The 13,555-nt window shown below is 73.0% G+C and carries 11 protein-coding genes; 9 read left to right on the plus strand and 2 right to left on the minus strand.

The window, feature by feature from the left end; all coding sequences use genetic code 11:
• Positions 1-233: 233 nt before the first annotated feature.
• Entirely contained in the window at positions 234-830 is a 597-nt protein-coding gene (locus tag AB0917_RS20530) for a histidine phosphatase family protein (protein ID WP_366821024.1), read from the plus strand.
• Positions 831-1,163: 333 nt separating this feature from the next.
• On the opposite strand, the gene AB0917_RS20535 is transcribed toward AB0917_RS20530, so the two are convergent.
• Positions 1,164-2,543 carry a tetratricopeptide repeat protein gene (locus AB0917_RS20535; protein WP_366821025.1) on the minus strand — a complete coding sequence of 460 codons (1,380 nt, stop codon included), beginning with the start codon at positions 2,541-2,543 and terminating at the stop codon, positions 1,164-1,166.
• 241 nt (positions 2,544-2,784) lie between these two features.
• Between AB0917_RS20535 and AB0917_RS20540 the strand changes: the two genes are divergently transcribed.
• Both AB0917_RS20540 and AB0917_RS20545 read left to right on the plus strand, forming a co-directional pair.
• Positions 2,785-3,318 (plus strand): hypothetical protein, encoded by a 534-nt coding sequence (locus tag AB0917_RS20540; RefSeq protein ID WP_366821026.1) that lies wholly within the window; start codon positions 2,785-2,787, stop codon positions 3,316-3,318.
• A gap of 112 nt (positions 3,319-3,430) precedes the next feature.
• Positions 3,431-4,411 (plus strand): fused MFS/spermidine synthase, encoded by a 981-nt coding sequence (locus AB0917_RS20545; RefSeq protein ID WP_366821027.1) that lies wholly within the window; start codon positions 3,431-3,433, stop codon positions 4,409-4,411.
• A gap of 15 nt (positions 4,412-4,426) precedes the next feature.
• Here AB0917_RS20545 and AB0917_RS20550 read toward each other — a convergent pair whose 3' ends face one another.
• Entirely contained in the window at positions 4,427-5,008 is a 582-nt protein-coding gene (locus AB0917_RS20550; RefSeq protein WP_366821028.1) for a hypothetical protein, read from the minus strand.
• 272 nt (positions 5,009-5,280) lie between these two features.
• On the opposite strand from AB0917_RS20550, the gene AB0917_RS20555 reads away from it, so the two are divergent.
• The 6 genes from AB0917_RS20555 to AB0917_RS20580 all read left to right on the plus strand — a co-directional run bounded on the left by AB0917_RS20555 (position 5,281) and on the right by AB0917_RS20580 (position 13,440).
• Positions 5,281-5,997, plus strand: coding sequence for a response regulator transcription factor (locus AB0917_RS20555; protein WP_366821029.1), 717 nt, complete (start codon positions 5,281-5,283; stop codon positions 5,995-5,997).
• Positions 5,994-7,457, plus strand: coding sequence for a HAMP domain-containing sensor histidine kinase (locus AB0917_RS20560; RefSeq protein ID WP_366821030.1), 1,464 nt, complete (start codon positions 5,994-5,996; stop codon positions 7,455-7,457). Before AB0917_RS20555 ends, AB0917_RS20560 begins: the two co-directional genes overlap by 4 nt.
• 1,035 nt (positions 7,458-8,492) lie before the next feature.
• Positions 8,493-9,815, plus strand: coding sequence for an ABC transporter substrate-binding protein (locus tag AB0917_RS20565; RefSeq protein ID WP_366821031.1), 1,323 nt, complete (start codon positions 8,493-8,495; stop codon positions 9,813-9,815).
• A gap of 125 nt (positions 9,816-9,940) precedes the next feature.
• Positions 9,941-10,939 carry a sugar ABC transporter permease gene (locus AB0917_RS20570; protein WP_366821032.1) on the plus strand — a complete coding sequence of 333 codons (999 nt, stop codon included), beginning with the start codon at positions 9,941-9,943 and terminating at the stop codon, positions 10,937-10,939.
• A 14-nt stretch (positions 10,940-10,953) separates the two neighbouring features.
• Complete coding sequence (locus AB0917_RS20575) at positions 10,954-11,895, plus strand: carbohydrate ABC transporter permease (RefSeq protein ID WP_366821033.1); 942 nt, start codon at positions 10,954-10,956, stop codon at positions 11,893-11,895.
• An 87-nt stretch (positions 11,896-11,982) separates the two neighbouring features.
• Positions 11,983-13,440, plus strand: coding sequence for a GH1 family beta-glucosidase (locus AB0917_RS20580; RefSeq protein WP_366821034.1), 1,458 nt, complete (start codon positions 11,983-11,985; stop codon positions 13,438-13,440).
• The last annotated feature ends 115 nt before the right edge of the window (positions 13,441-13,555 follow it).

A 13,555-nucleotide genomic window follows, 5' to 3' on the forward strand; every position in this document is an offset into this window, starting at 1 on the left:
TGCGGCCGACGGCAGGCGTTCAACCGTAAGGCGGCCGTGAGCCGCCGGCTTCCCCGGGGTCCCCGGGGGGCTCCCCGTACGCAGCCCGCCACCTCGGCGATTCCCTCACCGCGGCTCCCTCACCGCGGCGAAGGGCTGCTCAGAGAGGGACGTCGCCACCGCCCCGGAGGTTGCTTTCCGAGCCGATACGGAATGATGGAAGGCCCAGCACCACCGTTCCAGGGAGAGCCTTCATGGCACCGCGCATCCTGCTCGCCCGGCATGGCCAGACCCAGTGGTCGGTCCAGGGCAACCACACCGGCAGGACGGACATCCCGCTCCTGGACAGCGGCCGCGAGGGCGCGAAACTGCTCGGCGAACGGCTGCACCGGGCGCCGTGGTCGGGGCTGCCCGGCGTCGAGGTCCGCACCAGCCCGCTCGTCCGGGCCGCCGAGACCTGCGCGCTCGCCGGGTTCGGGGAGCGCGCGCAGCCGTGGGACGCGCTGATGGAGTGGGACTACGGGGCGTACGAGGGGCTGACCCCGGCGCAGATCAAGGCGGACCGGCCGGACTGGCTGATCTGGCGCGACGGCGTCCCGGAGGGCGAGTCCATCGCGGAGGTCACCGCCCGCGCGGACGAGGCCGTGGCCTGGGCGCGTTCCGCCGACCGCGACGTGCTGATCTTCGCCCACGGCCACATCCTGCGCTCCATCGCCTCACGCTGGCTGGGCGAGGACCTGTCCTTCGGCGCCCGCATCCGCCTGGACCCGACGTCGCTGTCGGTGCTGGGGTGGGCGTACGGCTCCCCGGCCCTGGAACGCTGGAACGACACGGGCCACCTGGAACGCTGACCCGCGGCTGCTCCGGGGTGCGCTCCGGCGTGTGCGTGTGCGGCGCCTGCTCCGGGCCTGCGCGGCGCCCTCTCCGGCGCGTGAGAGTCCGGCGCCCCACTCCGGCGTGCGCGGCGCCTGCTCCAGCCCCTCCGGCGCCTGCTCCCGGCGTGCGCGGCGCCCACTTCACTCCGTCCGGCGCCTGCTCCGGCGTGCGCGGCGCCCATTCCAGCCTGTCCGGCGTTTGAGGACGGAACTGTTGAGCACGTTCCGGGTGCGCTGTACGGGCTTCCCGCGCCCCGGGAAGCGCCCCCGCCCACCCGGGCAAGGGCCGTACTCAACGCCGGACGGGCTTCAGGTGGCCGACGCCGACTCCCGGTGGCGGGTCAGGAAGGACGCCGCCCCCGGCCCCCCGCCCGGCCGCGCCTCCAGCACCCGTACCGTCCCCGCCACCATCCCCCGGATGCGCGAGGACCGGACCCTGCTCAGCAGGTCCAGCACCTGGTGCCCCGTCGCCGCCGCCTCCTCCAGCTGCCCCGCCCGCGCCAGGTCGCCCGTCAGCTGCGCCCGGTACAGCGCCAGGTTCCGGGTGAAGTGCGCGTCCTGGAGCCCCACCGCCCGCCGCCCGTGCCGGGCCGCCCGGGACCAGTCGCCCAGCGCGGACCAGCACTGTGCCTCCAGCAGCTCCAGCTCCGCCACCCGGAAGAAGCTCATCCACTCCGGATCACCGGCCGAGGGCCCCCGCTCGAACGCCGCTCGGGCCCGCCCGATCGCCCGGTCGCACCCCGTACGGTCCCCGAGCCCCGCCCGGCCCCCCGCCTCCCGCAGCGCGAGCAGCGCCAGCAGCCGGGGTGAGCCCAGCGTACGGGCCGCCCGCTGCCCGGCCTCGGCCGCCCGTACGGCCTCACGCGGCCGCCCCGCGTCCCGGGCCAGGAACGACGTGTTGCAGAACGCGTGGGCCTCGAGCCCCGCGTCGCCCGCCAGCCGCGCCGTCGCCAGGGCCTCCGCGTAGTGCGAGCGGGCGTCGTCGAAGCGCCCCGAGTCGTGGGCCAGCCACCCCACGGAGATGGCCAGCTCGCCCGCGCCCGCGTGCAGCCGGTCCGCGGTGGCCCGCCGCCTGGTGGTCCCCGCGTCCAGCAGCTCGTACGCCGCCCGCAACGGCTGTGCGGCCTGCCGGTAGAGCCCGTCCGCGCCGTGCCGGTCGTCCAGCACCCGGATCCGCCGTACGGCCTTCTCCACGGCCTCCACCTCGCTCTCACCGACCCGGCGCTGTGCGGGCAGGGAGACCCGGGCGGCGGAGGCGGGTGCCGCGCCGAGACCCAGGGAGGCGGCGGCCACCGTGGCCGTGCCGCCCATCATGAACACGCGACGCAGCACGTCGCTCTCCTCGTCGGTGTGGTCGGTGTGGCCGGTGTCGCGGGGCCGGTCGGCGGGCTCGGGCGCCGACGGCTCGGGGGCGGCCCGCGCCCCCCGCCCCCGTACGCTCTCGCGGGCCGAGAAGCCCAGGTCGGCCAGGGAGGTCCCGGGGAACATGTGCAGGAAGACCCGTTCGTAGGCGTAATTGGGGCAGCGGATCTCCCCGGACTCCACGCGTCCGATGTACCGGGCATCGCACGCGACCTGCTCACCGATCTCACGCGCCGCTCTGCGGACGGCGGCCGCGAACTCCCCCGCGGAGCGCTGTCCGCGCAGCCGGCGGAAGACGAGGTTGGGAACTGCCCCTGTCGACGCCATGGCCGGCCCCTCTCTGGTGCAGCCGGGTTCTGCTTTCCGGTGTCCCGGCGGAGCAAGAACGTACCTGCCGCGCCAGGGAACACAATTGGCGATTCGTTACATAAAGTGCATCCCGTCCAGGATCTGCCATGAACTGCCACCCTTTGCGGCGGTGTGGCCCCGTAGCCCTTGACGCTCTCACGCCGTTGGTCCATGCGGAGACGGAGTGTGGCTCCGTTCGGCGATGAGAGGAGGGGTTCCCTTGCTGCGCATCGGCATGGAGACCGGCTCACGGACGACCGCGACGAACCCGACGACGACCGCGACGAACCCGACGACGACCACGGCCCCCACCACCAACCCGGCACTGACCTCCACCACCCACTCGGCACAGGCCCCCGCCACCGACCAGGCCCCGGCCCCCACCGCGCGTCCGGCCCCGGCGGAGCAGTCCTGCGACCTCGTCACCGTCCCCGCCCGGCAGGGGCTGGAGGCCGTCGACATCCTCCGTCGCGGCCGGGACCACGAGGCCGTCGGCCCGGTCCTGCACAACGGCGCCTGCGACACCCTCGGCTTCCTCGTGCCTCCGGGCACCGCCGACGCCTGGGACGTACCGGGCAGCGCCTGTACGCGGACGGACGGCCGCGGGCTGCGCGTCCCCGCCGAGCCGCCCGCCGCCGGTTCCGGCTGGCTGCTCCCGCCCGCCGAGGACGCCCCGGTCACCGACCCCGTCGTGCTCCGCGCCGCCCTCGACCAGGCGGCCCGCCTGCTGGAGGTGACCGACAACTGCCACTGAGCCCGCTGCCACGGGCGGGCCCGCGTCCGCCGCTGTGCCCATAATTGCCGCACGGGCGGAAACCTCCGCCGCTGCCGGTATCCCGGGCCCCCACCAGCAAGGACCAGCGCACGTGGCACGACGAGGAGCGCCGGCCAAAGGCACCAAAGGCACCAAAGGCACCGGAGGCACCGGAGGCACCAAAGGCACCGGAGGCAAGGCCAGGGGCAAGAAGGAGCGCGACCGCTCAGGCGGCCGGGGCGGTGGCCGGGGCGAGCGCGAACCCTTCTCCGGCCCCGTCGACAGCGGTCTCGCCGAGCTGATACCCGACCGGGAGCGCCCGGACGGCTGGACGCTGCTGCTCGACGGCGCCCCGCAGTCCCACGTGGACCTCGGCGACCCCGCGTACCTCTCCTTCGCCTACCAGCGCAGGCTCGGCCACATCATCGACCTCGCCGCGCCCCCGCTCCAGCCCCTGCACGTCCTGCACCTGGGCGGTGGCGCCTTCACCCTCGCCCGGTACACCGCCGCGACCCGCCCCCGCTCCACCCAGCAGGTCGTGGAGGTCGACGCGGCCCTCGTCCAGCTCGTCCGCGACCGGCTCCCGCTGGACCCGCAGGCCCGCGTCCGGGTCCGGGCGGTGGACGCCCGCGAAGGGCTCGGCAAGTTCCCGGACGGCTGGGCGGACCTGGTCATCGCGGACGTGTTCAGCGGGGCCCGCACCCCCGCCCACCTCACCTCCGCCGAATTCCTCACGGAGGTGCGCCGGGTGCTGAAGCCTTCGGGCCAGTACGCCGCGAACCTCGCGGACGGGCCGCCGCTCGCGCATCTGCGCGGCCAGGTGGCCACCGCCGCCGCCGTCTTCCCCGAACTGGCGCTCGCCGCCGACCCCGTGGTCTGGCGGGGCCGCCGCTTCGGCAACGCGGTCCTGCTCGCCTCCGCCCTGCCGCTCGCGGTCGCCGAGTTCACCCGCCGGGTGGCGAGCGACCCGCACCCCGGCCGCGTCGAACACGGGCGGGCGCTCACGGACTTCACCGGCGGCGCGGCCGTCGTCCTTGACGCGGACGCCAAGCCGTCGCCCGCGCCCCCGCCGTCCGTCTTCGAGAACCCCTGACGGACGGCCGGGGGTTCACGGTTCGACGACCTGCACCATCGGCGGAGTCCCGTTCCAGGTGCAGAACACCGAGTGCGTCTTCCCGTCCACCCCGCCCCCGTCGCTGAAGTCGACCCGGATCCAGGCGTCGTTCGTCCACACCTGCATCGACCAGCCCGGCTCCGGCGTCGCCGAGACCAGCTTCGCCGAGCTCCGCCCCAGCTCGAACACGACCCGGCCGCCGGCGGTGCGGTACCCCTTCACCTCACCGGAGTCCGCGGTCGGCGCGGGGGAGGCGAGCGGCCGGGCCGGGGCGCTCGACGGCGTACGGGAAGGGGGCGCGGCCGGTGACGAAGGGCTCGCGCTGCCGCTGTGCGCCGCGAGGGAGGAGGGAGAAGGGGAGGGCGACGGCGAGGCGCGGTACGTGGAGGAGACGAGCGGCTCCTCGGTGGACTGCCCGATCCGCTTCGGGGCCCCCGCGCCCACGGAGATCGGCACGGCCCGGGGCGGGTCGTACGCCGTCCCCGTCATGACCGTGTGCACACCCCACCACGACAGCGTGACCGCCGCGCCGGTGGCGAGCGACCACGCGAGCGCGTGTACGAGTCCTCGTTGCATCCGGGACATCCTGCCCCACCGGACCTGGGCTGTCCCCCTCCGGTACCTTCTGTTCCGGTTCCGGTTCCGATTCCAGTTCCGGTTCCGTTCCGCTCCCGGCCCGGGGACCGTACGGTGCCCGACCCCGGCCGGTACGGTGCCCGACCCGGCGCGCAACTCCCGCCCCCGCCCCCGGTCCCAGCCTCGGCCCGCGCGTCCCCGTCTTCCGGCCTTTGCGGAGGTTTCCGGCGGCGGCGGGACCGGGCCCCGGGCCATGGCGTACGGTGCCGCCCATGGCAAGTGTGCTCGTGGTCGAGGACGACCAGTTCGTACGTTCCGCCCTCATCCGGCACCTCAGTGAGGCCTCCCACACGGTACGGAGTGTGGGCACCGCGCTCGAAGCGCTGCGCGAGGTCGCGCACTTCCGCTTCGACGTGGTCATACTCGACCTCGGGCTGCCCGACCTGGACGGCGGCGAGGCGCTCAAGATGCTGCGGTCCATCACCGACGTACCGGTGATCATCGCCACCGCCCGGGACGACGAGAGCGAGATCGTCCGGCTGCTCAACGACGGCGCCGACGACTACCTGACCAAGCCGTTCTCCGTCGAGCACCTCTCCGCCCGCATGGCCGCCGTGCTGCGCCGCTCGCGCGCCGCCGGGGACCAGGCGCCGCCGCCCCGGGTCATCCGCGTCGGCGGGCTCGCCATCGACCCGCTGCGCCGCCGAGCCGAACTGGACGGCACCGAACTCGACCTGACCCGGCGCGAGTTCGACCTGCTGACCTTCCTCGCCGGACGCCCCGGGGTGGTGGTCGCCCGCAAGGAGCTGCTGGCCGAGGTCTGGCAGCAGTCGTACGGCGACGACCAGACCATCGACGTCCACCTGTCCTGGCTGCGCCGCAAGCTCGGTGAGACCGCCGCCCGGCCGCGCTACCTGCACACCCTGCGTGGCGTCGGCGTGAAGCTCCAGCCGCCCGCCGACGCCCCGGCCGCGGAGCCGCCCGCATGAGATGGGCCCTGGTCAAGGTGTGTCTGGCGGTCACCGCGATGGTCGTCATCGCCTTCGCCGTACCGCTCGGGCTCGTCATCCGGGAGATGGCCAGCGACCGGGCCTTCTCCGACGCCGAACGCCAGGCCGCGATGATCGCCCCGGCGCTCTCCATCACCACCGACCGCGAGGAGCTGACCCGGGCCGTCCTCTCCACCGAACCGGGCGCCCGGGGGCGGCTCGCCGTCCACGTCCCGGCCCCGGCGAAGGCCGTGGACGGGACCGAGGGCGAGGCCCTGGACATCGGCACCCGGCGTGCCACGCCGAAGGACGTCGCGACCGTACGCAAGGCCGGCCGCGCCTCCATCACCGAGGTCGCCGACGGCTTCGCGCTCCTCCAGCCCACCGCGCTGTCCACCGGTCAGATCGCCGTCGTGGAGGTCTTCGTCCCCGAGGGCGAGGTCTCCAACGGGGTCGCCACCGCCTGGCTGATCCTCTCGGGCGTCGGCGTCGCCCTGATCGTCGGCTCGGTGGCGGTCGCGGACCGGCTCGGCGTGCGGATGGTCCAGCCCGCCCAGCGCCTCGCGGCCGCCGCCCAGGACCTGGGAGAGGGGCGGCTCGGCACCCGGGTCCCCGAGGAGGGCCCCACCGAGCTGCGGTCCGCCGCCGTCGCGTTCAACTCCATGGCCGACCAGGTCGTCCAGCTCCTGGCCAACGAGCGCGAGCTCGCCGCCGACCTCTCGCACCGGCTGCGCACCCCGCTCACCGTCCTCCGGCTGAACGCCGCCTCCCTCGGCGAGGGCCCGGCGGCCGACCAGACCCGGGCGGCGGTCGAGCAGCTGGAGCACGAGGTGGACACGATCATCCGGACCGCCCGCGAACAGCGCCCCCAGACCCAGGGCGTCCAGACGGGCGCCGGGGCCGGGTGCGACGCCTCCGAGGTGATCCGGGAGCGGATGGGCTTCTGGTCGGCGCTGGCGGAGGACGAGGGGCGCGAGGTGCGGCTCGCGGGAGTGGACCGTACGGTACGCATCCCCGTCGCCCGCCCCGAACTGGCCGCCGCCCTGGACGCGTTGCTCGGCAACGTCTTCCGCCACACCCCCGAGGGCACGGCCTTCGCCGTCGACGTCCACCACAGCGGGGACGCGGTGATCGTCCTCGTCTCGGACGCGGGCCCCGGGATCGCCGACCCGGAGGCGGCCCTGGCCCGGGGCACCAGCGGACGTGCCGGAGCGGCGGGCGCGGTCGGCTCCACCGGCCTGGGCCTGGACATCGTGCGCCGGGTCGCCGAATCCACCGGCGGCGACCTGCGCATCGGCCGCTCCGTGCTCGGCGGCACGGAGGTCCGGATCTGGATCGGGCTGCACGGCAGCCGTCCCGAGCACGGGCGGCGCGGCCACGGCCGCCGGGTCGCCCGCCGGGTCGGCCGGCCGCGCCGCAAGGAGCTGCGGGACACGGGCGGTCCGGGGGCCCATCATTAACCCCCTCCCATGCGTTCCTTAAGCCCACCCTAAGAACATCAACTCCGGCCCGTAATACCCCCTTTGCCCGTTCCGCTGACGCTAACGTGCTCTCGCAGTCACCGAGCGATCCACCGGACACCCCAGGACACAGAGGCAGGCAGGGCACGTTGATGGGTTCCCGTACGCACCGCCGCACGGCGAGCGCCTGTACCAGGGTGCTCGGCGCGGCCGCCCCCGGGGCGGTCGTCGGCGGAACGGTCCGCACCCCGACCGGTACGGCTGCCCCCGCTTCCCCCTCCGTCTCTTCCCCCGCGTCCGCGTCCCCCAGCGCGGCCGCACCGACCCCCACGCCGCCCCCCACTGCCACCGGCCGCCCCGGTGGCGGTGGGGAAACCGGCGCCCGGCCGGCCCCCGGTGCCGGCACCCCGCTTCCTCCCGTCCGCGGTTCCCTCGGAACCGCGACGCGGCCCGGAGCGAAGAAGTTCCGCCGCGCCTCCGCCTCCTCCGGCGGCGCGGCCCACCGCTAGCCCCACCCACCAGCCACTACGGCCCCCCACGCGCGCGCCCCGACCGGACCCCACCCCACCTCCGGCCGGGGCGCGCCCTTCTTGGCCGGGGCCGGTGGCAGCGGCCGGCGCGACCGGACGGTACGCGGACGTCCGACCGGCGGCCGGAGCACCCGACCGGCGGCCGGAACGATCAAAGGGATCATCAGGGCGAATCGGCGGGGGCGAGCCCTCCGGGCACATCGCCCCGCTCCGCCAACCCCCGTTCACCTCTCGACGGGTGGGCGGACCGGACGCCCTCGCGTGACGCGCCGGACACCCTTCGGCAACGGAATCGTCTTCAACTCTTGACACCCACCCCCTTGAGGCAGGAACCTTCCGGCATCGGTGCATGGGAGCGCTCCCACATGTACGGGGGTGCCACTCGCGCCTCCCCGGGGGGAGTGTCTTCCGCGCCCCCGTTCCCGTACCACCTGGTGTCCTCCGCCCCGCCCCCACCGGCCCCGCGGAACAGCGCCAGTCCCACCCCGGAACAAGGAGCAGTGGAATGCGCATCACCCGCAGCGTTGCCGGTCGACGCCGTAGAACCGCGATCGTGGCCACCACGGGCCTCACGGTCACCGCCCTGTTGCTCACCGGCTGCGGCGGCTCGTCCGACTCCGGCAAGGGGGCCGACGCCGACGGCAACATCACGCTGACCCTGGCCGACTTCGGCCAGTTCGGGTACAAGGAGGCCGGGCTCTTCGAGAAGTACCACGAGCTGAACCCGAAGATCACGGTCAAGGAGGACACCACCGCCGAGGAGAAGAACTACTACCCGAAGCTGCTCCAGCAGCTGAACTCGGGCAGTGGCCTCGCCGACGTCCAGGGCATCGAGGTCGGCCGGATCAAGGAGATCGTCGACACCAAGGCGGACTCCTTCGCCGACCTCTCCAAGGTGATCGACGTCAACGAGTGGGTGTCGTGGAAGGCCAAGCAGGCCACCGCCCCCAGCGGCGCGGTGATCGGCGCGGGCACCGACATCGGCCCCATGTCCCTCTGTTACAACCGCGAGCTGTTCGAGAAGGCCGGCCTGCCCACCGACCGCGCCGAGGTCGCGAAGCGGACCGAGGGCGGCTGGGAGGACTTCCTGGCGCTCGGCGAGGAGTACAAGAAGAAGGCGCCCAAGGGCACGTACTTCATGGACTCCGCGAGCGCCATGTTCAACGCGGTCGTCAGCTCCAGCCCCGAGCAGTACTACGACGCGAGCGGCAAGCCGGTCTACAAGGAGAGCGCCAGCGTCAAGAAGGGCTGGGACCTGGCCGCCGAGGCCGCGTCCAAGAAGCTGACGCAGGGCCTGGCCCAGTTCGAGGACCAGTGGCAGTCGGCCCTGCGCAAGAACACCGTCGCCACCGTCGTCTGCCCCGCCTGGATGGCCGGCCAGATCTCCACGTACGCCGGTGAGGCCAACAAGGGCAAGTGGGACATCACCAGCGCCCCTGGCGACACCGCCGCCAACTGGGGCGGCTCCTTCCTCGCCGTCCCGAAGTCCGGGAAGAACGTCGACGAGGCCACCAAGCTCGTCAAGTGGCTGACCGCGCCCGAGCAGCAGGCCGCCGTCTTCAAGGCGATCGGCGTCTTCCCCTCCAACAAGGGCGCCTACGAGCTGCCCGACGTGAAGGGCGCCACCCTGCCGTACTACAACGACGCCCCCATCGGCCAGATCTACGCGGACGGGGCGAAGTCCATCCCCGAGGCGGTGCTCGGCCCGAAGGACGGCGTGATCAAGGACTCGATCTCCACGCAGATCAACAACATGGAGCAGCGCGGCACGAAGCCGGACGCGGCCTGGGACGTCGCGGTCCGCACGATCGACAAGGCGATCGGCTGACCTGAACCGGTCCCGGGGCGGGCGGGCGACCCCTGCCGCGCCCGCCCGCCCCGGCCGTCCACCACCGGCCCGCCCACTCCATGACCCAGCCGCCCGTCGGCGCCTCCAGGGAAGGACTCCCGCCCGTGGCAACCTCGACCCCCACCCGGGACGCGTACGCGTCTCCGCCCAGCGAACCGCCGAAGGAACCACCGTCCGAGCGGCGGCAGTTGTGGCGCAGCCGGCTGTGGCGGTTCGACGACAAGGCGTCCCCGTACGCGTACATCGCGCCGTTCTTCCTCGTCTTCGGGGCCTTCGGTCTCTACCCGCTCCTCTACACCGGCTGGATCGCCCTGCACCGGGTGGAGATGACCGGCCTGGACACCATGGAGTGGGTGGGCTGGGAGAACTTCGACAAGATCCTGCACGACCCGGAGTTCTGGACCTCGGTCAGCAACACCTTCCTGATCGGTGTCATCTCGACCGTCCCGCAGCTCCTGGTCGCCCTGGGCCTGGCGCACCTGCTCAACTACCGCCTGCGGGCCAGCACGTTCTGGCGCACAATCATCCTGACGCCGTACGCGACCTCGGTCGCCTCGGCCGCCCTCGTCTTCGCCCTGGTCTTCCGGGCGGACGGCGGACTGCTCAACTGGACGCTCGGCCTCGTCGGCTTCGACCCGGTCAACTGGGCCAACGGGCACTGGACTTCGAAGCTCGCGATCTCCATCATCGTGATCTGGCGCTGGACCGGCTACAACGCGCTGATCTACCTCGCGGCGATGCAGGCGGTGCCGGGTGACCTGTACGAGGCGGCCTCGCTGGACGGCGCCTCGCGCTGGCAGCAGTTCCTCAAGGTGACCATCCCCTCGCTGCGGCCGACGATCCTGTTCACCATCGTCATCTCGACCATCGGGTCCATGCAGCTGTTCGGTGAGCCACTGCTGCTGGAGGGCGGCGCGCTCGGCGCCACCGGCGGCAACGAGAACCAGTACGAGACGCTCAGCATCTATCTCTACAACTACGGCTGGAACCTCGGACACCTCGGTCCGGCGGCCGCCGTGGCCTGGGCGATGCTCGCGCTCCTGCTCATCATCGCCGCGGTCAACTGGTTCATCGGCCGCTACGTCCGCAAGTCCGCGGTCTGACCGGGAGCGATTCCATGACCATGACCAGCCCCACTCCCGCCCCGGCCTCCGCTTCCGCTTCGGCCTCGGCGAAGCGCGCGGCGTCCCCGAAGGGCGGCGCCCCGCAGCGCCCCGGACGCTTCAGGATCGGCGCCGGCCAGCAGATGAAGGGCGGCCCGTTCGCGTACATCGCGCTCGCCGTCGTCGGCTTCGGCTCGCTGCTGCCGCTCTACTGGACCCTGGTGGCGGCCTCCCGCACCCAGGACGAAGTCCTCGCCTCCACACCGCCGTTCCTGCCGGGCGGCAGGCTCCTGGAGAACGTCCAGACCGCCTGGGAGCAGGCCAGCCTCGGCAAGGCGATCCTCAACAGCATCATCGTCTCGTCGTCCATCACGGCCGCGACGCTCTTCTTCTGCACGCTCGCCGGGTACGCGTTCGCCAAGATGCGCTTCCGGGGCCGCGGCTGGCTGATGACCGCCGTCATCGCCACACTCACGATCCCGCCGCAGCTCAGCGTGGTCCCGCTCTTCATGATGATGTCCGGCCTCGGCTGGGGCGGGCAGCTCGAATCGGTGATCTTCCCGACGCTGGTGAGCGCGTTCGGCGTGTTCTTCATGCGCCAGTACCTGATCGAGGCGCTGCCGTACGAGCTCATCGAGGCGGCCAAGATCGACGGGGCGAACAACTTCCGCATCGTGGTGAGCGTGGTGCTGCCGGTGGCCCGCCCCGCGATGATGGTGCTCGGGATGCTCACCTTCGTCCAGGCGTGGAACGACTTCTTCTGGCCCTACCTCGCCCTCAACCAGCAGAACCCGACCCTTCAGGTGGCCCTCGGCCAGCTCAGCGCCTCGTACACCCCCGACCAGTCCATCGTCATGGCGGGCGCGCTGATCAGCACGCTGCCGCTGCTGGCGGTGTTCGTGATCTTCGGCAAGAAGATCGTGGGCGGGATCATGTCGGGTGCGGTCAAGGGCTGACCGCACCCCGGGCGCGGCCGAGGACCGACCGACCGCGCCCCCCTCCACCTCGTCCCCTTCCACCACCTCTCATGGGAGCGCTCCCACATGACAGTCGTACGACCCGACACCGCCCCGCAGCAGGCCCCCGAGGCCCCCGCCCCCTTCCCCACCGGCTTCGTCTGGGGCGCCGCCACGGCCGCGTACCAGGTGGAGGGCGCGGCCACCGAGAACGGCCGCACCCCCTCGATCTGGGACACCTTCAGCCACACCCCCGGCAAGGTTCTGGGCGGCGACACCGGAGACGTGGCCGCCGACCACTTCCACCGCTACCGCGACGACGTGGCGCTGATGAAGCGGCTCGGCCTCAAGGCGTACCGCTTCTCCGTCTCCTGGTCCCGCGTCCAGCCCACCGGCCGGGGCCCCGCCGTCGAACGCGGCCTGGACTTCTACCGCTCGCTCGTCGACGAGCTGCTGGAGGCCGGCATCACGCCCGTCGCCACGCTCTACCACTGGGACCTGCCCCAGGAGCTGGAGGACGCGGGCGGCTGGCCCGAGCGCGCCACGGCCGAACGGTTCGCCGACTACGCCGCCATCATGGCCCGCACCCTCGGCGACCGGGTCGGGATGTGGACGACGCTCAACGAGCCCTGGTGCACGGCCTTCCTCGGTTACGGCTCCGGGGTCCACGCCCCCGGCCGCACCGAACCGGCCGCCGCGCTGCGTGCCGCCCACCATCTCAACCTGGCCCACGGCCGGGCGACCGAGGCGCTGCGCGTCAACCTCCCCGCTGCCGCGCAGACCTCGGTCACCCTCAACCTCCACCAGGTGCGCCCGCTCACCGGCAGCGAGGCGGACGCGGACGCGGCGCGCCGGATCGACGCGGTGGGCAACCGGATCTTCACGGGGCCGATGCTGCACGGTCAGTACCCGCAGGACCTGCTGGCCGACACCGGCCACCTGGTGAACTGGTCCTCCCTGGTCCAGGACGGCGACCTGGCCGCCATCGCCCGCCCGATCGACGTGCTCGGCGTCAATTACTACACGCCCACGATCGTCTCCACCCCCGCCTCGGGCGCCGGTGACACCCGCAACGACGGCCACGGCAAGAGCGACCACTCCCCGTGGCCCGGCTCGGAGCACGTGGCGTTCCACCTCGCCGAGGGCAAGCCGACCACCGCCATGAACTGGTCGGTCGACCCGAACGGCCTGCACGCCCTCCTCATGGACGTCGCCCGCGAGAACCCGGGCCTGCCGCTGATGGTCACCGAGAACGGCGCGGCCTTCGAGGACGTCGTGGACGCGGACGGCCGGGTCCACGACCCGGAGCGCATCGCCTACCTGCACGGCCACCTGGCCGCCGTGCAGCGGGCGGTGGCCGACGGGGCGGACGTGCGCGGCTACTTCCTGTGGTCGCTGATGGACAACTTCGAGTGGGGCTACGGCTATTCGAAGCGGTTCGGCGCGGTCCACATCGACTACGAGACCCAGGTGCGCACCCCCAAGTCGAGCGCCCACTGGTACAGCGAGGTGATCGCGCGGCACGGGCTGCCCGCGGAGGCCTGACGCCTCACCTCCTGAGAGCCGTGAGCACGAGCACCGGCAGGTAACGCAGGACAGGTCGGGTATGCATGGTGGTGCTCCTTCAATTGAACGCACAGGGTGCTGGCTGCCGGAGGGT

This window comes from Streptomyces sp. NPDC007346, from assembly GCF_040703535.1.
In the GTDB taxonomy this organism is placed as follows: domain Bacteria; phylum Actinomycetota; class Actinomycetes; order Streptomycetales; family Streptomycetaceae; genus Streptomyces.

Bases quoted from the DNA above. Each gene is read 5' to 3' on its own strand.
- AB0917_RS20530 (WP_366821024.1), top strand. From the start codon at position 234: ATGGCACCGCGCATCCTGCTCGCCCGGCATGGCCAGACCCAGTGGTCG.
- AB0917_RS20580 (WP_366821034.1), top strand. From the start codon at position 11,983: ATGACAGTCGTACGACCCGACACCGCCCCGCAGCAGGCCCCCGAGGCC.
- AB0917_RS20555 (WP_366821029.1), top strand. From the start codon at position 5,281: ATGGCAAGTGTGCTCGTGGTCGAGGACGACCAGTTCGTACGTTCCGCC.
- AB0917_RS20535 (WP_366821025.1), bottom strand. From the start codon at position 2,543: ATGGCGTCGACAGGGGCAGTTCCCAACCTCGTCTTCCGCCGGCTGCGC.
- AB0917_RS20565 (WP_366821031.1), top strand. From the start codon at position 8,493: ATGCGCATCACCCGCAGCGTTGCCGGTCGACGCCGTAGAACCGCGATC.
- AB0917_RS20550 (WP_366821028.1), bottom strand. From the start codon at position 5,008: ATGCAACGAGGACTCGTACACGCGCTCGCGTGGTCGCTCGCCACCGGC.
- AB0917_RS20575 (WP_366821033.1), top strand. From the start codon at position 10,954: ATGACCATGACCAGCCCCACTCCCGCCCCGGCCTCCGCTTCCGCTTCG.
- AB0917_RS20560 (WP_366821030.1), top strand. From the start codon at position 5,994: ATGAGATGGGCCCTGGTCAAGGTGTGTCTGGCGGTCACCGCGATGGTC.